This is a genomic window from Streptomyces sp. NPDC018000, from assembly GCF_044328025.1.
GTDB lineage: Bacteria > Actinomycetota > Actinomycetes > Streptomycetales > Streptomycetaceae > Streptomyces.
Window position 1 is genome coordinate 620,174 of record NZ_JBIRGM010000001.1, and the last position, 18,886, is coordinate 639,059.

The 18,886-nt window shown below is 73.2% G+C and carries 13 protein-coding genes and 1 pseudogene; 3 read left to right on the top strand and 11 right to left on the bottom strand.

The features are described 5' to 3' along the window. Window positions 1–55: 55 nt before the first annotated feature. Genes ACH4EW_RS03055 through ACH4EW_RS03065 form a run of 3 tightly spaced genes read right to left on the bottom strand, consistent with a single transcriptional unit; the run spans window position 56 to window position 2,174 of the window. Window positions 56–256, bottom strand: a complete 201-nt coding sequence (locus ACH4EW_RS03055) for an aroma-sacti cluster domain-containing protein (RefSeq protein WP_398250480.1) — start codon at window positions 254–256, stop codon at window positions 56–58. Continuing rightward, complete coding sequence (locus tag ACH4EW_RS03060; protein WP_398250482.1) at window positions 253–1,071, bottom strand: iron-containing redox enzyme family protein; 819 nt, start codon at window positions 1,069–1,071, stop codon at window positions 253–255. Before ACH4EW_RS03060 ends, ACH4EW_RS03055 begins: the two co-directional genes overlap by 4 nt. After that, a complete protein-coding gene (locus ACH4EW_RS03065; RefSeq protein ID WP_398250484.1) occupies window positions 1,068–2,174 on the bottom strand; it encodes a radical SAM protein in 1,107 nt (368 codons plus the stop codon). Before ACH4EW_RS03065 ends, ACH4EW_RS03060 begins: the two co-directional genes overlap by 4 nt. A gap of 495 nt (window positions 2,175–2,669) precedes the next feature. On the opposite strand from ACH4EW_RS03065, the gene ACH4EW_RS03070 reads away from it, so the two are divergent. From ACH4EW_RS03070 to lanKC, 3 genes and pseudogenes are all read left to right on the top strand, one after another. After that, window positions 2,670–2,861 (top strand): hypothetical protein, encoded by a 192-nt coding sequence (locus ACH4EW_RS03070; protein ID WP_398251298.1) that lies wholly within the window; start codon window positions 2,670–2,672, stop codon window positions 2,859–2,861. Window positions 2,862–3,076: 215 nt separating this feature from the next. Continuing rightward, window positions 3,077–4,511, top strand: a pseudogene (locus ACH4EW_RS03075) (MFS transporter). Window positions 4,512–4,634: 123 nt separating this feature from the next. After that, on the top strand, window positions 4,635–7,235 hold the full coding sequence (lanKC, locus tag ACH4EW_RS03080; RefSeq protein WP_398250486.1) for a class III lanthionine synthetase LanKC: 2,601 nt from the start codon (window positions 4,635–4,637) through the stop codon (window positions 7,233–7,235). Between the two features lie 279 nt (window positions 7,236–7,514). Here the strand turns inward: lanKC and ACH4EW_RS03085 are convergent, their stop codons facing one another. The 8 genes from ACH4EW_RS03085 to ACH4EW_RS03120 form a co-directional block, all read right to left on the bottom strand. Continuing rightward, entirely contained in the window at window positions 7,515–8,315 is an 801-nt protein-coding gene (locus ACH4EW_RS03085; protein ID WP_398250488.1) for a class I SAM-dependent methyltransferase, read from the bottom strand. A gap of 4 nt (window positions 8,316–8,319) precedes the next feature. Next, window positions 8,320–9,222, bottom strand: coding sequence for a phytanoyl-CoA dioxygenase family protein (locus ACH4EW_RS03090; RefSeq protein WP_398250490.1), 903 nt, complete (start codon window positions 9,220–9,222; stop codon window positions 8,320–8,322). Then, window positions 9,219–9,533 (bottom strand): hypothetical protein, encoded by a 315-nt coding sequence (locus ACH4EW_RS03095; RefSeq protein WP_398251254.1) that lies wholly within the window; start codon window positions 9,531–9,533, stop codon window positions 9,219–9,221. The genes ACH4EW_RS03090 and ACH4EW_RS03095 overlap by 4 nt, the downstream gene beginning before the upstream one ends. After that, a complete protein-coding gene (locus ACH4EW_RS03100; RefSeq protein WP_398250492.1) occupies window positions 9,457–10,014 on the bottom strand; it encodes a helix-turn-helix domain-containing protein in 558 nt (185 codons plus the stop codon). Before ACH4EW_RS03100 ends, ACH4EW_RS03095 begins: the two co-directional genes overlap by 77 nt. A 79-nt stretch (window positions 10,015–10,093) precedes the next feature. Then, a complete protein-coding gene (locus tag ACH4EW_RS03105) occupies window positions 10,094–12,094 on the bottom strand; it encodes a BTAD domain-containing putative transcriptional regulator (RefSeq protein WP_398250494.1) in 2,001 nt (666 codons plus the stop codon). A gap of 325 nt (window positions 12,095–12,419) precedes the next feature. Further along, a complete protein-coding gene (locus ACH4EW_RS03110) occupies window positions 12,420–15,338 on the bottom strand; it encodes a helix-turn-helix transcriptional regulator (RefSeq protein ID WP_398250496.1) in 2,919 nt (972 codons plus the stop codon). 110 nt (window positions 15,339–15,448) lie between these two features. Beyond that, window positions 15,449–15,637 (bottom strand): hypothetical protein, encoded by a 189-nt coding sequence (locus ACH4EW_RS03115; protein WP_398250498.1) that lies wholly within the window; start codon window positions 15,635–15,637, stop codon window positions 15,449–15,451. Window positions 15,638–15,749: 112 nt separating this feature from the next. Beyond that, on the bottom strand, window positions 15,750–18,785 hold the full coding sequence (locus ACH4EW_RS03120; RefSeq protein ID WP_398250500.1) for a type 2 lanthipeptide synthetase LanM family protein: 3,036 nt from the start codon (window positions 18,783–18,785) through the stop codon (window positions 15,750–15,752). Window positions 18,786–18,886 lie beyond the last annotated feature (101 nt).

Sequence of the window (18,886 nt, forward strand, 5' to 3'; positions counted from 1 at the left end):
AGGCTGAGGGAACCGGCCCGCCGCCCCCGACCGGACGGGACTTTCGAAACACGCCCTAGAACAGGGCGCCTCCCGCGATCTCGCCGTGTGCCTGCACCTCGGGTCCGACGGCGTCCAGCCGGCTCTTGATGTCGAGCAGCACAGTCAGCTCCTCCGGCGCGAGGTCGTTCAGCACCTGCCGCTGTTCGTCGGTGAGCAGATCAACGGCGAACCCGGCGCCGTTCAGCACGGCGAGCCGGTCCGGTGGTTCGGTCATACCTGGCCTCCCATCGAGACGGACCGCCCGGCTCCCCGCACCGGCGGCGCCGGTCCGGTGCGCCCGAGCCGGACGAACAACTGGGTGAGCGCGTCCGTGGTGTGCAGTGCGCTGACGGCGACGGCCGCTTCCTGTCCCCGCGACAGCGGCAACCGGTCGAGCAATGCGTACAGTTCGCCGATGTGACCGTCGTCGAGCCGTGCGTGCTCGTGCACGGTGCGGAAGGCCGGAGCGGGCAGCCCGGTCATCCGGGCCAGCCGGGGCGCGAGCCCGGCGGCCGGTGCATGCCCCTCCAGGACGGCGATGTAGCCGAGCAGCGCCACCGGGTGGTGGTGTTCGATCCAGTAGTACTGGGCACCCGCCAGGGAGGCGACGAGCGGAGAGGGAACCGGGTCCAGCGCGGCCCGTGGACCGCTGCCCGCCGCGGTCAGGTCCTCCAGCAGCCAGGCGTCGTGGTCCGACTCCTCCCGGGCGTGGCCGTCCAGATAGGCGACCATCGGCGCGCCCAGCGGATCGCCGTATCGCGCCAGCAGCGCGGCCCGTTCGGCGGCACGTTCCATCAGCGGCACGGAGGCGCGGATCAGCGTGTGCATCGCACACAGGTACGCCCGATAGCGGGGCAGCAGCCCCTCCGGCCGCCACAGCCCGGCCGCCGATGCCCGCAACGCCGGTTCGGCGAAGGCGAGTTTGACGCGCAGCCGCTCGGAGGCCGACAGCTCACCCGGGGCGGTCGGGCGGGGATCCGCAGTCGGTGCCGGGCCGCCGGTCCGAGCCCGGTCGGCGGACTGTTCCGCGCGTTGTCCGGTCGTGGTCATGACCCGGTGCCTCCCGCCGCCGGATACCGGGTCCGCTCTCCGCCCGGCGCCGCCACCAGGTCGGCGTACGCGGCGCAACCATGGCGTCGTACCAGCGCCACCGGTCCGTCGTCGTGCTGACGGCGGGCCGAGGTCAGGTCGAGCAGGGCGCCCGCGGCCCCCGAGGCCACCGCGTCCGCCGCCGCCGCCGGCTCCGGCCGCTCGCTCAGCCGCCGGCAGGCCCCGCAGTAGGAATCGGCCGGTGTGCCGGGCGACCAGCGTGACCACATGTGGGCCGGGCCGACCGTGCGCACGAGCCGCAGCAGCGGCGACCCGAGCGTCCGTCCGCGTACGGCGGCCCAGTCGTCCTCGGCGACATGACCGAGCCGCAGATGGGGCGGGGCCGGACGGCGGTCCACCGTGTCCTGGTTGCAGCAGGCCAGGACCGTACCGTCGAAGGCGACCACCGGCCAGGCGGCCATGGCGCACGGCAGCGCGCCCTCGCCGTCCGGCGCGGTACGGGCGGGCCGAGCCCAGGACGCCGCCCGGCCGAACGGCCGTACCTCGTTGACCAGGGCGGGCACCGTCCCGCCGAACGTCCGGGCGATGTCCGCGGTGACGTCCGCCAGATAGCTGTCGTCCTCCCCGGTCCCGGTGAGATGGAAACTGACCGCCACGCCCATCTCGCGGATCTCGCGCACGGCCCGGAACACCGCGGCCCGGGGCACCTCCCGCTCGTGAGGCAGGTCGAGGCTGGCGGAGAAGTGGTCGAGCGTGCGCACCGCCTGCCGTATCGGGGCCGGGAGCCCGCCCTGCCGGGCGAAGAACATCCCGCTGAGCAGCGCGGTCCGGGTACCGGCGGCCCGCGCGGAGCGGGCGAGCGCGGCCACCAGACGCGGCCGCAACAGTGGTTCGCCGCCGGTCAGCATCATCACCTCGGGCCGGTCGCCCGCGGTGAACGAGGAGACGAACCGCAGCAGCGCCTCCGCCTCCGGCTCCTCCCGGACCTCCGGTGCGGAGCCCGTGGAGCAGTGGGCGCAGCGCAGCGGACAGCGCCGGGTCAAGGTGACCAGCACTCCACCGGCCGGAACCGGCCGCAGTCCGATGAGTTCGGCGAGTTCCATCCGGCCGTCTCCTTCGGGCGTAGGGGGCGTCTTCGGGCGCGGGGCGTGCGGGAGAACCAGGACGCCCGGGCGTGCGGAGGTACGGGACGTACGTGCGCGAGGCACCTGCGACGTGCGCGAGGTACCTGGATGCGCGGGATGTGCGGGATGTGCGGGATGTGCGGGATGTGCGGGTGGTACGGGGTGTGCGGCGCGCGGCAGCCGTGTGCGTACACAGCCTCCGGCCGGACGGTTCGGTACCGGCCCGGAACCGGTTGGGAACCGGTATGGCCGCAGGCCGGACGCCGTCCGCCGGGCCGCCACCCGGCCCCGCGGGCGCCCCCGCACCGCCGTCCGCCCCCGTCCCTCGTCCGTCCACCCCTGGTGAACAGCAGCGATACCGCCTCCATACCGGCGTCGAGCCGTTTGCCAGGCCGGGCCTCCTAACTTTCTGGTCAGCGGCAGGCACCCGCCGGCCGCACCGGAAGGACCGGGCCACACCCGGGACGACCGGAGATGACCGCGATAGACGAGTGGACGGAGATCACCATGTCCGAGAACACCAAGCCCGTCGCCGACGACAACAACGAGACCCCCGAGGTCGAGGCGCACTCCGTGCTGGACCTCCAGGAGACCGCCGTCAACCACGAGCGCGAGATCGACGGCAGCTGCGTCAGCGTCATCAGCGTCGTCATGTCGGACAACTAAGGGCTGACGACCGGGTCGTGGTGCCACCCGGGGAAGGAAGCTTCCCCGGTGGCGCCCGGCCGGCCGAAACGGGGCGGCTCCCTGACCAGGAGACCGCCCCGCCTCGATTTTCCGGGGCGGGCCCCGCGTTCACCGGCCCCGCCCCCTGCCAGGCCGTCGCCTTCGCCGGGCCACCGGCCGAGCCCTGTCTCCGAATCACCGACCGGGAGCCGACGATGGCCGCCTCGCTACGAACCAACCGGGACTTCCGACTGCTGTGGATGAGCGGTCTGTTCGCCGTTCTCGGCACCCAGATGACCGCACTGGCCCTGCCGCTCCTCGTGCTCCGCGAGACCGGATCGGCCGTACAGGCCGGTGCGATCAGCACGGTGTCCGTCACCGCGGTCCTGATCACCATGCTTCCCGGTGGGGTGATGGCCGACAGGGTGGAGCGGCGCAGGCTGATGCGGCTGTGCGACCTGGGCAGTTTCTGCGCCGTCGGCGCCCTCGTCGTGGCCGTGTGGACCGGACACGTACCGCTGCCCCTGGTACTACTGGTCGCGGTCGCGAGCGCCGTCATCGGCAGCCTTTACGGGCCCGCCGCGTTCGGGCTGATGCGGACCGTCGTGTCCCCCGAGGACATGGGGACCGCGACCGCCCGCCTCCAGGCCCGTACCTCCACCGCGCGGCTGGTGGGGCCGATGGTCGGGGGCGCCCTGTTCGGGCTGCACCCGGTCCTGCCGTTCCTCGCCGAGGCCGTCGGGCTCCTGCTGTCCACCATCTGCGTGGCCCTGGTACGCACCCGGTCCAGGGCCGAGACCAGGGCCGGATCGGCTTTCAGCAAGGCCGAGTTGACCGCCGGGCTCTCATTCCTGTGGCGGCTGCCCTATCTGCGGACCGTGCTCCTGGTCTTCGGACTCGGCATGAACTTCGCCTTCGGCGCGCTGACGTTCACCGCGCTGACCGTCTTCTCGGGCGGCGGAAGGTCCGGGCTCGGCGGCGGCACCGTCGTCACCTTCATCTCGGCCGGGGCCCTCATCGGCGCGCTCCTCTCGCCCCGGCTGCGCCCCGAACGCCATGCCTGGGCGCTGATCACCGCCACCTGCTGGCTCTGCGTGGCGAGCGCCCTCGCCATGGCCTGGGTCCGGGTCCCGTTGTTCGCCGGGCTGCTCTGCGCCGCCTGCATGTGCCTGTCCACCGTGGCCAGCATCGGCTTCCTCTCCACCCTGCTGGTCGTCACCCCCGGCGACCGGGTGGGCAGGGTGCAGAGCGCCGCCGGGTTCCTCTCCTCACTGGTCCAGCCGTTCGGTCCGCTGGCCGGGGGCGCGCTCCTCACCGCCTTCGGCAGCCGGACGACGTTCGGGGCGATCGCCGGGGTCCTCGCCGTGTCCGCCGCCGTCATCACGTTCGCCCCGTCCGCCCGGCCGGGCCCGGAGGTGACCGCCTCGGCGGAGGCGCTGGGGGCCTCCAAGCGCTCCGGCTCCTCCAAGCGCTCCGGCTCCTCCAAGCTTTCCGGCTCCTCCAAGCTTTCCGGTCCCTCCGAGCCCCCCGCTTCCTCCAGCTCCTCCGAGTCCTCCGGTCCGGCCGGGGAAGGGGCCCACGCGGACAGGAGCGTCGAGAGCGGGGCCGTCGAGAACGGGGCCGTCGAGAACGGAGCCGTCGAGGCGATGACCGTCGACGACGAGGTTCCGGCGGACGAGGTCCTCGCGCACGGGACTCCCACGGACCGCACCGGCACCGGCAGCCCCCGCCCCTGACCACGCGTCACAGAAGACCAGCCCCAGGAGGTATGCCGTGCCCGGCATCCAGGAGACTCAGCTGTACTGCCTCGCCGACCGCCGCTACTACGAGACCCCGGCCCGGCTGCCCGACGAGGACACCCGCTACCCGCTCGACCGCGCCGAACCGCCCGAGGGCTGGCGGCGCGGCACCACGGGCCTGTGGACCGCGCTGCACCCCGCCTCCGCCGAACTGCCCGAGCAGGGCTGGAAGATCCACATCTCCACCGTGCCGGAGGAAGCCGAGCGCACCCTCGCCGACACCGCCCGCATCTGCCTGGAACAGGGAGTGACGTTCAAGTTCCTGCGCAGTACGCGCGCCCTGCGGCTGATGTCGGCGAAGTACATGAACCGATCCAGCGCGGGAAAGTTCATCACCATCTACCCCGAGGACGAACCCGCGCTCCTGAAGCTGCTCGACGCCCTGAGCGAGGCCCTGGACGGGCGCAGCGGACCGTACATCCTCAGCGACCTGCGGATCGGGAACTCTCCCGTGTACGTCCGCTACGGCGCGTTCGTCGAACTCTGGTGCCGGGACGACGAGGGCGAACGGGTCCGCGCGATGCGCCACCCGTCCGGCGAACTCGTCCCCGACACCCGGGGCGTGGCCTTCCGGATACCGGAGTGGGTCACCGTCCCCGAGCCGCTGCGCCCCCACCTCGCCGCCCGCGCCGCCGCCCGCGACGACGACTTCCCGTACGTGGTCACCAAGGCACTTCAGTTCTCCGGCGCAGGCGGCATCTACCTGGCCGAGCACCGCACCACCAAGCAGCAGGTGGTGCTGCGCGAGGCCCGGCCGCACTGCGGACTCGACCCCGCCGGGCACGACGCCGTCACCCGGCTGCACCGTGAGCACCGGGCCCTGACCCGCCTCGCCGGACTCGACTGCGTGCCCGAGGTGTACGGCGTCCGCACCGTCTGGGAGCACCACTTCCTGATCGAGGAGTACATCGAGGGCACCACCCTGTTCACCGAGATCGTCGAGCGTTTCGCGCTGGCGCGCGGCGAACGCACCCCCGCCGAGCTCGACGCCTACTCCCGCTGGGCGCAGTCCGTCACGGACGGGCTCGCCCAGGCTCTCGACCGCATCCACGCCCGAGGGCTGCGGTTCGCGGACATGCACCCCGCCAACGTCATCCTCCGCCCCGACGGCCGGGTCGTCCTGATCGACTTCGAGTACGCCACCGACCTCGACGACCAGGACACACCGCTGGCGGGCGCCCCCGGGCTCCAGGCGCCGCCGGACCTCGGCGGGAACGGGGCCGAGGCGGACGCCTATGCGCTCTGGGCAATCTGGCTGCACATCCTGATGCCGCTGATGGAGGTGACCGACCACGACCGGGGCAAAGCCCTCACTCTCGAACGCTGGGCCCGCGACCGGTACCGGCTGGGCCCCGACGCGGGGCCGCCGCGACCGGCTGCCCTCGCCCACGGCCTCCCGGCGGACAGCGGCGAGCCGACGGTGGACGCGCTGCTGCGCGGCCCGGTGCCCGACTGGCCCGGTATCCGCGAGCGGCTGCTCGCCGGCATCCGCGCCGAGGCCACCCCGGAGCGCACCGACCGGCTCTACCCCGGCGACCCGGCGGGCTTCGCCACTGGTGGCGCCTGCGCCGCCCACGGCGCCGCCGGGGTGCTGTACGCGCTGCACCGCGTCGGCGCACCGGTCCCCGACGAGCACATCGACTGGCTGGCCCGGGCCGCCCTGCGGCGTGACCCGGACGCCCCCGGCGGGCTGTACGACGGGCTGCCCGGAATCGCCGTGGTGCTGGCCCGGCTCGGCCGCCGCGAGGAGGGCCGCGAACTGCTCGACCGCGCCCTGCGTGCGCCCGCCGCCACCTCCGCCGATCTGCGCACCGGCACGGCGGGGACGGCGCTGGCGGCCCTGCGGTTCGCCGCGCTCGACAGGGAACTCCCCGTCGGGGAACTCCCCGATGCGGAACTCCTCGACCGGGCCCTGCGGACCGCCTGGGAACTCGACTCGCTGGTCCGCGGCGAGGCCACCGACGGCCCGCCCGTACCGCCCTCGGCGGGCCTGCTGCACGGGCTCTCCGGCGCCGCGCTGCTCCAGCTCGAACTGTACGAGCTCACCGGCGAGGCCTGGCTGCTCCGGGCCGCCGGTGCGGCCCTCGCCCGCGAGGCCGGGCACTGCGTGAACATGCCTGGCGGCAGCGTGCAGGTGAAGGACGGGAAGCGCCACCTCCTCTACCTGGACCAGGGCAGCGGCGGCATCGCGCTGGTCGCCCAGCGCTATCTGGCCCATCGGGAGGACCCGGCGCTCGCCGCGCTGCTGCCCGGCATCGAGGAGGGGTGCGTACTGGAGTTCGTCCGCGAACCGGGGCTCGTCACCGGCCGCAGCGGACTGGCGGCCACCGCCCACCAGCTGGCACGTCCCGGAAACGACGTCGAGGAATGGCGCCCCGAACTGCTGGACTCGGTGCGGAACCTCTCCTGGCATCTGGTCGCCGAACAGGACCGGCTGCTGGTGCCGGGAGCGCGACTGCGCCGGTTCTCCGCCGACCTCGCGACCGGCTCGGCGGGGGTGCTGCTCGCGCTGCACACGATGTTCGCCGCCCCCGACGAACGGCCCGACCTGCTGGACGTGCTGACGCTGGGGTGACGGCGGACGCGGCGGGCCGCCGGGTTGTTCCCGGGCGGCCCGCCGCGTCGCTTTCTCAGGAGCTACACCGTCGCGTACCTGCGGGGCGGGGGTCAGGTGAAGACAGGCTGACCTGAGTCGATCGAGTGTGCGGATCAGGTTGGCCGGCCGACAGCGGTTCTGGCGATGTTTTGGGCGTTATACGGTCTGTCAACCTGTTCCAGCCCGGGAGTGTCTCAAGGCCGCATTGCTGCCTGGCCGCATGACGAGGGCGTCGGCCAGGCAGCAATGCGCGGGTCGTCAGGGGCGGGTGGCGATGATGGCTTCAGTGCGTACGACTTCGTCGAAGGCGCCGTCGGTGTTGAACTCGCTGAGTGCCTGGCGCAGGTCGCGTTCGAAGGCGTCTTTGTGGTCGCCGAGTTGGGCGGGGCTGGAGTAGCTGTAGGAGAACTGCAGGCCGACGACTTCGTCGAGGGTGCGGGTAACAGTGCGGTCCCAGCGGGCGGTTTCGACGTTGGAGAACGAGGAGCGTGCCAACACGTCCTGGTAACGTTCCTTGGGGTGGGAGTATGTGCCCGACCCGGCCCGGCGCTCAGGCCCGAGGTAGCGGGTGCGGACATCGGCGATGACCTGGAGCCAGGCGGCGGGTTCAAGGTCGCCGGGGGCGCCGCCGGAGGCGAGGACGACCGCCCCGTTCAGCTCGGTGAGCGGGTCGAGGTCGCGCAGGGTCTGGTCGCGGTCCATCCAGTGGAAGGCCGCGCCCATCACAGTCAGCAGCACCGGTTCGAGGCCCATGCTGAGCAGGGCGGTGGAGTCACCTTGGCGCCAGTCGATGTTGGTGATGCCCTGCTCGGCGGCGAGCTTGCGGCCCTCGTCGAGCATGCCGGGCTCGGGGTCGACGGCCGTGACGTGGCCGACGAGCCTGGCGAGGGGGAGCGCGAGCACGCCGGTGCCGGTGCCCAGGTCCAGGACGCGCTGAGTGCCGTCCAGAGCGAAGCGCGCGGCCAGCATGTCGTAGAAGGCTTGGTCGTACCCGGGCCGGAAGCGGGCGTAGTAGGGGGCGGTGGAGGCGAACAGCTCGTCAGGTGTGTAGGAGGTCATCTCTTCAGTCTTTCGCGTCCAGTTGGCCGAGTGCGGTGTCATCCGAAGAACGAGCCGGGTCGGGGTTGAGGTGCTGCCACCAGGTGCGCAAGGGCGCTGCTCCGGCGCCTTCGTGCGCGACGGAGCCGTCGGGGTGACGGTCCGGTCGGCCGAGCAACTGCCGCTCGATGTCGGTCAGGTCCTCGCGGTCCAGCAGGTGGGGGGCGCGGTCGTCGACGGGGGCGAGCCAGCGGTAGCCGTATTGCATCATCACTGCCAGGCGGGGGTGGCCGGACGTGTTCAGGCCTCCCGCGTGCCAGGTGCGGTTCTCGAACAGCAGCGCATCGAAAGGGCCGACGTCAGGGGTGATCGCGCCGGGCGGGTCGATGGCCCCGGCCGGGACGGTGACGGGTCCGGTGTCGGTGTGGCTGCCGGGGAGGAGCATGGTGACGCCGGCGTCGGGGGCGAGGTCGCTGAGGAAGTAGGCGACCTTGATCGACAGTCGTGGAACAACCTCGGTGCCGAGGTCGCGGTTGGTGGAGCTCATGTCGCGGTGCCAGCCGTGCCGCTCGGGGACGCGGATGGTGCGCGTGCCACCGGGCGGGATGGACGGCATGTAGATCAGGTTGCTGGACATCAGCTGCAGGTTCGCGCTCAGCAGTGCGACGAGGGTGGGCAGCACCCTCGGGTTGGTGACCAGCGGCAGAAAGGTGTCGTCCATGGCAACGATGCCGCGGAAGCCGTCCTTGCCGTCAACGCTGCGGTCCCGTCCGAGTGCACGGTCGCTGGCGAGCAGCCGCATGGCCGCCGCTGCGGCCTGTTCGCGCCAGTTAGGCGCGATCACGTCGCGCAGAACGACGAAGCCTTCGCGCTCGAAGGCGTTCAGGACCTTCGGGCCGGGCGGGGATGCCGTATCGAGGCTCGTCATCCGCTGTGCTCCTTGATCATGAGGGCGGCCTGGGCGGAGAGGGCGGCGGCCGAGATTCCAGAGTGCTCCAGCAGGCCCTCCGGGGTGGTGGGGCGTGCGGGTTCCCGGTAGCCGACGACGCGGAAACGGCTCGTCTCGCCACGAGCGGCCAGCAGTGCGCGGACGGTGCCGGGACGGGTGGGGACGGCCATCAGGACGGGGGTGTTGGTGCCGAACATGCGGGTGAAGGTCTTCTCAGGAAGAGCGTAGGGCCAGTGCGGGGCCGGGCCGAGGACCGCGAGGTCGTTGACATGCAGATAGCGGATCTTGATCTCGGGGTTGCGAGCTGCTGCCGGTTTGCTGCGCTGAAGTGAGTTGTGGTGAGCGGGAGTGAGTCCTGGTGGCGCCCGTCTCCAGCCCGGCAACGTAATCGAGTTCCAGCCCAGTGCGGGAGGCGAGGTCATCGCGGGTCAGTCCCCGGCGAAGGCGCCAGGCAGCCAGGCGGGCCCCAATCGGGCCGCCGGCGGCCGTCTCGTCCAGCTCGCGCATCATCAGATTGCTCGCATACCCAATCGCCCGGACCGTGTGCTCTGCCAGGACAAAGGCCCGCTCATCTCGCTCAAGGGATCTATGCAGTGAGTGCGTATGCCTTTCGCGCGACACATTAGTCACGCCGCTGAAGGCGGTGCGAACCGGCAGGTGATGCATCCGGTCAGGACGAGTGTCGGCCCGGGGCCGGCAGGACTGCGACGTTCTCCCCGGACTGCCGCAGCCGTTCGAGGAGACGGGCGTTGTGTGCCTCCAGCTCGGCATTGCGCAAGGTCAGGACCTGGATCTGATGGGTGGAGGCGGCCAGGGTGCCCTTCAGCGACCTGGAACCCGAGCTGTCGCGCTACACGCAGACAGCACCCGTCGCCGGGCTGCTCGAACGGCTCCGCACGGCGGCCGACCCCTGGTCATCACCGACGACATGCTCCACGCCGTGCTGCAGCGCCGCACCGGCGGCGAGTCCGGGGACCTCAGGGACCTCGGAGACCCCGGAGCCCCCGGCCGGTACCGGGACGGATGCCCGTTCGCGGGCGTACAGCCCTGTCAGACGCGGCAGTTCGTACAGCACGCAGTGAGCGGTGACCTCGCCACTGGGGGACGTCACCGCCCCCGCGTCGATCAGCGACTCCACCGTCCGCAGCGCCTGCCGCTCGCCGCAGCCCAACGCCGCCATCGCTTCCGGCAGCGTGAACGGGCCCTCGCGGACCGAGGAGGCCAGCCGGGTCAGCGCCAGCCCGCTCGGGGACGACAGGTCCTGCCAGCCGGAGGCCAGCCGGGCGCGCACCGAGATGTCACCGGCCACCAGTTCGTCCAGCGCCCGGGCCGGATCGGCCAGCCGCTGCGCGTACTCGGCCAGCGGCAGATGGCGCAGCACCGCCAGCCGCATCCCGCTCACTCGTACCGCCAGCGGAAGGAACCCGCACGCGTCCGCGATCCGCAGGGCCGCGGCCCGGTCCAGACCCACCCGCCCCGGTCCGATCAGCCGGCCCAGCAGTTCGAGCGCCTCCGCCGGGGCCAGCGGTGGCAGCGCGATACGGTGCACCGGCGCGAGCCCGGCCAGCTGTCCCCGCGCGGTCAGTACGAACGAACTGCGGCCGGTGCCCGGCAGCAGTCCCCGGACCGTCGCCTCGTCCGGTACGTCGTCGAGCACGACCAGCGAGCGGTGCCCGGCCAGCCAGTGCCGCCAGTGCTCCACGTCCGGCATCGGCCCCGCCGGCTGCGGACCGCCGGTCAGCCGGGCCAGTTCGCCGAACACCTCCGAGGCGGGACGCACCGCCCCCCGCTCGTCGCGGACCCGGATGTGTATCCGGCCGTCCGGGAACCGGTCCGCCAGCAGACGTGCCGCCCGCACCGCCAGGGCCGACTTCCCGGTTCCCGCGGCTCCGGTGACCGCCACCACCCGGCCGCCCTCGCCGCCCAACACGTCCAGCAGCTCCCGCAGTTGCTCACCCCGGCCGGTGAAGTCGGGGACACCTGCGGGCAGCACCGCCCGCAGCGCGGGTGTGCGGGGCGCCGGCCCCGCCGTCCGGGGGCGGTCCGAGCCGTCCCGGCCGGTCAGCATCGCGCGGTGCCGGGCAGCGATGGCCGCACCCGGCTCCAGCCCCAACTCCCTTGCCAGCAGCTGCCGGTAGTCGTCGTACACGGCCAGCGCCTCGGCCCGGCGACCCGTCCGGTGCAGCGCGTCCATCCACGCCGTCCGGATCCGCTCACGCAGCGGATGCCGCTCGGCGAGGTCCCGCAGCCCGTCCACCACCGCCGACGCCCCTCCCAGCGAGATCTCCGTCTCGGCCCAGTCCTCGTGCACGGTCAGGCACCGGGCCTCCAGCCGCTCCGCCTCGGCGGCCACCTCCGGCGAATCGCGCAGATCACGCAGTGGCGGCCCCTGCCACAGGTCCAGCGCGCTGCGCAGCAGACCGGCGGCGGTGCGCGGATCACCGTCGTCGGCGGCCCGCCGTCCCGCCGTGGCCAGCGACCGGAAGCGCAGGGTGTCCAACTCGTCCTCGCCCACTCGCAGCAGATAGCCGCCGCAGGAGTGCACCAGCCGTTCCCGGTCGCCGCCGTCCGGCCCGCCCGGACACCACGCGCCGAGCAGCGTCCGTGTCGAACTGACGTACACCTGAAGGTTCTTGCGCGCCGTACGGGGCGGTGCGTCCGGCCACACCGCGTCCGTGAGGACGTCCACCGGCACCGGTGTGTTGGGCCGGCTGAGCAGCATGGCCAGGACCAGCCGCTGCTTGCGCGGCCCGAGCGGCAGTGGCCGCCCGTCCACGCTTCCGGAGAGCGGGCCGAGGAGCGAGAGGCTCAGCGCGCCGGGCGGCGATGTGCGGGTGGGGGGTCTGGTCATGGACGAGCCTCCGAAGAACCGGGGGGCGGGGTGGCGGTCTGCCGGTCGCACCCCTGGATGGTCCGCCAGGGACGACGGCCCCCACATCGGTACCGAACCCGCATGTTCCGTGCCGGGACCCGACCAAATCCGCTCCGCCCCCCCATGTTGGGCGCCAGGGCCCGCATGTTGGGCGCCAGGGCCCGTACCGCGTCCGTGCCCTACGCGCGGCGACGTGCCGGACACAGACGGCTCGAGGCCGGACGTCGGACGAACCGCCGCCGCGCCCCGCCGCCCAACGGGCTCTCAGCCGCGTTCCACCGCGCCCCCGCCGCCCAACACGCTCTCAGTCGCGTTCGACCGCGCACTCGGCGGAGAAGTCGCAGAGCGCCGCCCGGTCCGAACGGCCCGTCTTGTTCAGCAGACTCGCCATGTGCTTCTCCACCGTGCGCGGCGAGATGGACAGTCGCCGGGCGATCTGCTGGTTCCCGGGCCGCTCCGCCAGCAGGACGAAGACCTCGTACTCGCGCGGCGTCACGCCGCTCGTCCGCAGCGGGGCCGGGATGCGGTCCCAGCCGCCGCGATGCTGTCCGACGCTGGCCCCCGCCTGTCGCAACGCGGCCCGGCAGGCGGCGGCGACCGGCTGAATTCCCGCTCCGTAGAAGTACTCCTCCGCCGCCCGCAGCCAGCTCACCGGATCGCCCCACTTCTCCGCGAGCGCCGCACCGGCCACCAGCCGCAGTCCCAGATGGCGGGCGAGCGGGAAGGCGGCGGCGTCGGCGACAGCCGATTCGACCGAACGGGCCGCCCGGGCCGTATCACCCTCCCGGCCCCGGAGAACGGCATCGGCCAGCCGCAGGAACAACTGGTTCCAGGCCAGGTCCGCGCCCGGGCTCTCCAGCACCGCGGCGAGCTCCGCCCGGCCGTCCTGTCCGCCGAGGGTGCGCAGCAGCGGGCGCAGACCGTAACGCCCGCTCAGATAGAAGAAACTGGGGTGTTCGCGTTCCCAGGCCAGCGCGGCGTCCAGGTCGGCAAGCGCACGCCCGGTGTCCTCCTCCAGCAGTGCCGCGAAAGCACGGCAGAGCCCGAGCCGCAGTGGCACGAGCAAGGACTCCTCACCGCCTGCCCGGCGGAACCGGACCAGTGCCCGGTCCAGATCCCGTCTTCGGCCCCGGTGCGCGGCGAGCGTCGCCGAGGCCAGCAGCAGATAGCGGTGCGCCCCCAGATTGCGGACCCGTGCGCTGGCGGCCACCGACCGCTCGATGATCTCGTGCGCCCCGTCCCACTCGCCCCGCATCACCGCGTTCATGGCGAGCAGCCCGTCCACGGTCTGGGTCGGCACCAGCGCGCCCAGCGACTGGGCGGCGGTCCGGGCCGTCTCCAGCCGGGCCGGGTCACCGGTCCGCATGAACGTATTGGCGCCGAGCCGGACCAGTGCCTCCACCCGCCACACCGGCAGGGCGTGCTGCTCGGACACGGCGAGCATCCGCTCCAGACAGGCGTCGGCCTCGTCGAAGCCGCGCTCCCGGGACAGCAGTGCCAGCAACTGCCAGGCCTGGCAAGCGACCACGGGAAGATTCCGCTCCTCCGCGACGGCGGCGGCCCGTCGCGCCGCGTCCTGCGTGGCCCCCCGCTGCCCGCTGCGGACGTGGCCGGGCAGCAGCGCCAGGTGGCCCTCCACCACGTCGAGCGCCGCCTCCTGCTCGGGACGGGTGGTCGTACCGAGAACGCTCCGCGCGGCCCCGATCTGCGCGGCCGCCTCGTCCGCGCGTTCCGCCATCACGGCCGCCCAGGCGATCCGGACATGGGCCTCGCCGCGCTGTCCGGCGGCCTCGGACCGCAACGGCACCGGGGGCAGTTCGGCGGTCAGTGCCAGGGCCGAGTCGAGTTCACCGGCCTCGGCGCGGGCGACCGCGAGCGATTCGGTGATGCCCCTCAGATCGCTCCCGTCAGCCAGTGAGCGGGCCCGCTCCAGCAGGATGACGGCGGAACCGGACGCGCCCGCGGCGAGCATCCGCCGGCCGACGGCGGCGAACTGCCGGGCAGCGCCGTGCCTGTCACCCCCGGCCATTTGCAAGCCGGCCATCAACTGGAGCTTTTCGTCACTCAGTTCGTGAGCCACCGCTTCCAGGGAGAGCGCCGCGTTGCGGGCCATCGCGGCCCGCTCGGCCGGGGCCAGCGAGGCCACCAGCGCCTCGGCGGTCAGCGCGTGCCGGAAGGTGTAGCGGTCGGGGTCCGCCCCGTCGGGGGCGATGATGCTCGCCTCGACGGCGGAGCGCAGATGACTGAAGAGCGTGCGGTCGTCGAACCCGGTGACGGTCTGGAGCACGGTGACCGAGAACTGACTGCCCAGCGTGGCCGCGCACAGGAGCAACTCACGTACCGGCGAGTCGAATCGGTCCAGCCGCCGCGACCAGCTGCGCACCACTCCGGTCGGCACCGTCGCATCCGGGTTCCCGTACGCCTCCCACCGGTCGTCCGTACGCCGCAGCTGCCCGGAGTCGAGCAGATCGGCGAGCAGTACCTCGACCAGGTAGGGGTTGCCGCCGGCCCGGCCGGTCAGCCGCTCGTGCGTGGCCGACGGCACTTCGTCCGGCGTGGTCTCCAGGCACGAGGCGGTCATCTCCCGCACATCGGCGTCGCTCAGCGGTGCCAGCTCGCGCACCGTGGCGACCTGCCGCTGTTCCGCGGAGCGCACCAGGTCGAGGGCGGCGCCGGGCTCCGGCCGCAGCGTCCCCAGCAGCAGCACCGGAAGTTCCGCCACGTTGTCGATGATGTACTCCACCACCGCGATCGTCTCGGTGTCGGAGTCGTGCAGATCCTCCAGCAGGATCACGCAGCCGTGCTCCTTGCCGAGCACCGACAACAGCCGCAGCAGCGCCTCCGCCAGCTCGACCACCGTCTCCGGATAGCCGGGCGAGGAACCCTGGCGCCACTCGGGCACCAGCCGGGCCAGCGCCGGACGGTACGGGTCCAGCTCCGGGTCGGTGGGCGTGCCGGCCGCCCGGAACCGCGAGGACAGCGCCTCGATCAGCGGGCGGAACGGCACCACGAGCCCGGTCGACGTGGCCCTGCCGCGCAGCACCGGCATGCCCCGCTCGTACGCCCGGTAGGCGCACTCACCGGCCAGCCGGGACTTGCCGATGCCCGCGTCCCCGACGAAGAAGACCGCACGCCCCGAACGCCGCGACGCGGTGTCCAGGGCGTTGCTCAGCAGGCCGGTCTCAGCGGCTCGCCCGACAATCACCGACGAAGTGGCACGCATGGACGCAGGCTACTTGAATCGCTACGCGCCGGGCAGTACGACAAATCGCTTGATCCGAAAAGGAATTGAGACCGACCGGACTCAGGCCGCCCCCCATGTGCCGGTCGGTCTCAGTTCCAGGTCATGGTGGTCCACGGCAGGTCCGTGGTGTAGTCGGTGTTGCTGTCCGTGGCGCCGAGGATTCTGCTGCGCAATCCGAGTCTGCCGCCCGCACCCAGGGCGATCCTGCCGACGGGGTGCTCGTCGGCCGCGTTGTCGAACTCGTTGGCGCGGAAGGCGGAAGCTTCGGTGGTCTGCATGGTCTGCCTCTTCTCGTGGGAGGTTGTCGTTGCGTGAGCGTTGCGATGGGACGTGTACGACGCGGTGGTGCGTGAGCGGTACGGGCGTGGCATCTTCCCGTCCCGCGACCGCTCAGCCGGGCGCGACCGGCACGGCGGGTCCGGCGAGCAGCAGCACCGACGGCACCCGGTCGGGGAATCCGGCGCGCAGCAGCCCGTGCCCGATCCCCGCGAGCCCGGTCAGCAGCCCCGGATGCGGCACCTGGCCGGGTGTTCCGCAGCGCGGCTTCGCCCGGTCGGACGCCGCGAGCAGCGCCCCGGCCCGCTCCACCCAGCGGGTGCGGGCACTCGACGGTTCGCCGCGGCTCAGCAGTTCGAGGACGCCGAGTTCGCCGTGGCACAGGCTGTCGTCCGGCGGCGGTTCGGCCCGTGCGATGTCCGCCGCCGCCTCGCGCGCCCAGGCGGCCAGCAGTGGGTCGGCCCGCGCCGCCGGGCTGTCCAGCACGGCCAGCGCCACGCCCGTCCGGCCCCGGCACCAGGAGATGTCACGGCCCACGGCACCGGTCGCGGCCCGCAGCGCGGCGAGCCCCGAGGCACGGTACGGCTCGCCGCCGCCCGCCTCGGCGAAGCGCAGCAGCGCCCAGCCGATCCCGGCGGACCCGTCGGCGAATCCCGGTGCGTCCGGCAGCGGTGCCGCGCGCAGCAGCCCGGCGCAGCGTTCCGCCGCGCGCCACACATCGGCCCGTCCGGTGGTCCGGTACCCGGCGAGCAGCCCGACCAGCCCGCCGGCCCTGCCCCCGCGCACCCCGTACTCGCTCTCGGCGACGGCTGCCGCACCCGTCAACCGCAGTGCGGGCAGCACCAGTTCACCGAGACGCGGGTCGTCCAGCGTGTCCGCGACCTGGGCCAGTGCGTACGCGATCCCGCCGAGCCCGGCGAACGCACCCGAGCCCACCGGGCCCAGATCGTCCGGGCGCGAGTGCAGCACGTCCAGCAGCCCCGCGAGGGGCGCCAGCGCCTCCCGGGCAGCCGTGGCGTACCGGTCCGCCCCGGTGAGCGCGGCGAGCTGGGCGAGGAAGAACGCTGTGCCCGTGTAGCCGCCCGCCAGGTCGGCGGCCATCGGTCCCAGCCGCCAGTAGTGCTCGTCGAGCAGCTCCAGGCCGATCCAGTTCAGCCGGGTGGGCCCGGAGTAGGCCTGGGACACCAGCTCGTCCCCGACCGACCGGGCCGCCGCGAGCAGTTGCTCCGGCTCCGGTGCGGTCGCGGCCGTACGGACCCGGCGCGGGCCGGGGCGGGACTCGTGGGCGGGCTCGCGCGAGGCGGTCACCATCGCGGCGCGGATGATCCGTTCCTGGTCCTGACGGTCCACCGTGTCCATGGCCGCCAGCTTCGACCGGACCAGGGACAGCCCCGTCCGGGTGAGCGTGCCGGGCAGCAGCCGGCCGGTCCCGCTCCACAGGTCGGTGCGTTCGGGTAGGGCGGTGAACAGGGGCACGTCGCCCGACCAGAGCTGGGCGATCTCCTCGTCCAGGAGGCCGGGCAGCGCGGCGGCTCCCAGGGTGTCGGTGCCCAGCAGTGCGAGCACCTCGTGCCGTTCGGCGGCGTCCTTCATCAGGTCCGGGTGCGTGGACTCGTCCAGGAGCGATGCGTAGATCCAGGTGGGCCGCGCCACCACCCGTACCTCGTCGTGCGCGAACCGGTCCAACAGCCCGCCGCTGCGAAGGAGTTCGGCGCGGGCCTCCTTGATCGCGGTGTATCCGGCGCGGAATCCGGCGCACAGTGCGCGGGTGTAGGCGGACGGGTCGGCGGGCGTTCCGGTCAGCCGGGGCCGGTTCGCCGACCCGCCGAACCGGGCCGTCCGGCGCACCAGCCGCATCCGGTCGGTCCCCGCGTCGGCCCAGTCGACGCTGCGCACCGGGGAGTCGGCCGCCTGTCCGCCGCCGATACCGGACATGTCGAGCGCCGTCTCGTCCCCGAGGAGCAGCTGCGGCAGCAGCCCCACCCGGTGCACCGAGTCGTGCAGTGCGCGGGCCGCCGGATCGTCCGAACCCGCGGTGGGCAGCGGCGGGTGGAACAGCGTCTCGACGTCGACGAGTACCGGGTACTCCCCGTCCGCGATCAGGTTCTCGTGGTGCAGGTCGGTGCCGTCCAGTGCGTGCAGCAGGGCCAGCAGCGCGCCCTGGCGCCGGTAGAACGTCTCGACCTGACGGGCCGAGCGGCAGGGCCGTTCCGCGACGAACTCCACCCAGCCGTACGGGCCCCGGTCCAGCAGGGCGAGCGTACGGAGTCCGGGGGTGCCGGGCAGCGTGTTGAACCACTGGACCAGTTCGTTGAAGTGCCGGTGCGCGGCGAGCGGGCGCGGCTTGTAGACCAGCCGGGAACCGTCCTCGAACCGGAGCAGCATCACGGTCCGTCCGCCCCGGTGGCCGTCCCCGGCACCGGGCTCGACCCCCACCAGCCGGCCGTCCCCGGCCTCCTCACCCCGGGACGCGTGGACGCCCGGCAGCACCGCCCGGTCCGCGGCGAACCGGACCAGCATCTCGGCCAGCGCGGCGGCGGCGTCGAGCGCGGTACGTGCCAGGATCCGGGCCAGCACGGGGTACGTGGTGCAGAGCGCGGTCAGTCCCGACCGGGCGCCGGTCAGCCGCAGGAAGTCGGTGAACCGATCCTCGGGACCGTCTCCGGCCAGCCGCCCGTCCCGCCGCGCCCTGTGCAGCTCCAGGACCAGGGTCCGGGCGGCGAGCCGCGCGAGCCGCCGGGACAGGTGGCGCTCGAAGTCGTCGTGTACGGCGTCCAGATCGACGTACCGGCTCAGCCGCCGCGGCAGACCGTCCTGCATCCGCCGCGCCGCGCAGGCGGTGAACGGGGCGAGGACACCTTCGAATCCACTCAGCCCCGGCAGGCCCTCCCGGTCGCCGATCACCGCCTGCTCGGGCGCGGCGCACATCGCGTCCTGGACGAACACCGCCCAGTCCGGAGCACGTTCGGGCACTGCGTCACCGGTCAGCGCCGGCCGCCACCACAAACCGTCGGCCCAGAAGGCCCCGTCCGCCACCGGCCGCTCGGCTTCCAGCAGGCCGACCGCATCGGCACAGGAACCCGCTGCCGCGGCCGGACGTGACGCGGAAGGGACGCCCAGCCGTCCGCCGCCCGCATGAATCTCCGCCATCGCACCTCCTCGGTCCGGCGCCGGCACCACCGGTCCGCCGCGCCCCATACTTCCGGCGACGCCTCGCGAGGACATGGGGGCAACACCCCCATCTTTCTGCC

Coding starts and splice junctions, on each gene's coding strand:
- ACH4EW_RS03090 (WP_398250490.1), bottom strand. CDS start 9,222: ATGACGAGCCTCGATACGGCATCCCCGCCCGGCCCGAAGGTCCTGAAC.
- ACH4EW_RS03055 (WP_398250480.1), bottom strand. CDS start 256: ATGACCGAACCACCGGACCGGCTCGCCGTGCTGAACGGCGCCGGGTTC.
- ACH4EW_RS03065 (WP_398250484.1), bottom strand. CDS start 2,174: ATGGAACTCGCCGAACTCATCGGACTGCGGCCGGTTCCGGCCGGTGGA.
- ACH4EW_RS03100 (WP_398250492.1), bottom strand. CDS start 10,014: ATGCCGAGCTGGAGGCACACAACGCCCGTCTCCTCGAACGGCTGCGGC.
- ACH4EW_RS03110 (WP_398250496.1), bottom strand. CDS start 15,338: ATGCGTGCCACTTCGTCGGTGATTGTCGGGCGAGCCGCTGAGACCGGC.
- ACH4EW_RS03060 (WP_398250482.1), bottom strand. CDS start 1,071: ATGACCACGACCGGACAACGCGCGGAACAGTCCGCCGACCGGGCTCGG.
- ACH4EW_RS03085 (WP_398250488.1), bottom strand. CDS start 8,315: ATGACCTCCTACACACCTGACGAGCTGTTCGCCTCCACCGCCCCCTAC.
- ACH4EW_RS03115 (WP_398250498.1), bottom strand. CDS start 15,637: ATGCAGACCACCGAAGCTTCCGCCTTCCGCGCCAACGAGTTCGACAAC.
- ACH4EW_RS03120 (WP_398250500.1), bottom strand. CDS start 18,785: ATGGCGGAGATTCATGCGGGCGGCGGACGGCTGGGCGTCCCTTCCGCG.
- ACH4EW_RS03070 (WP_398251298.1), top strand. CDS start 2,670: ATGACCGCGATAGACGAGTGGACGGAGATCACCATGTCCGAGAACACC.
- ACH4EW_RS03105 (WP_398250494.1), bottom strand. CDS start 12,094: ATGACCAGACCCCCCACCCGCACATCGCCGCCCGGCGCGCTGAGCCTC.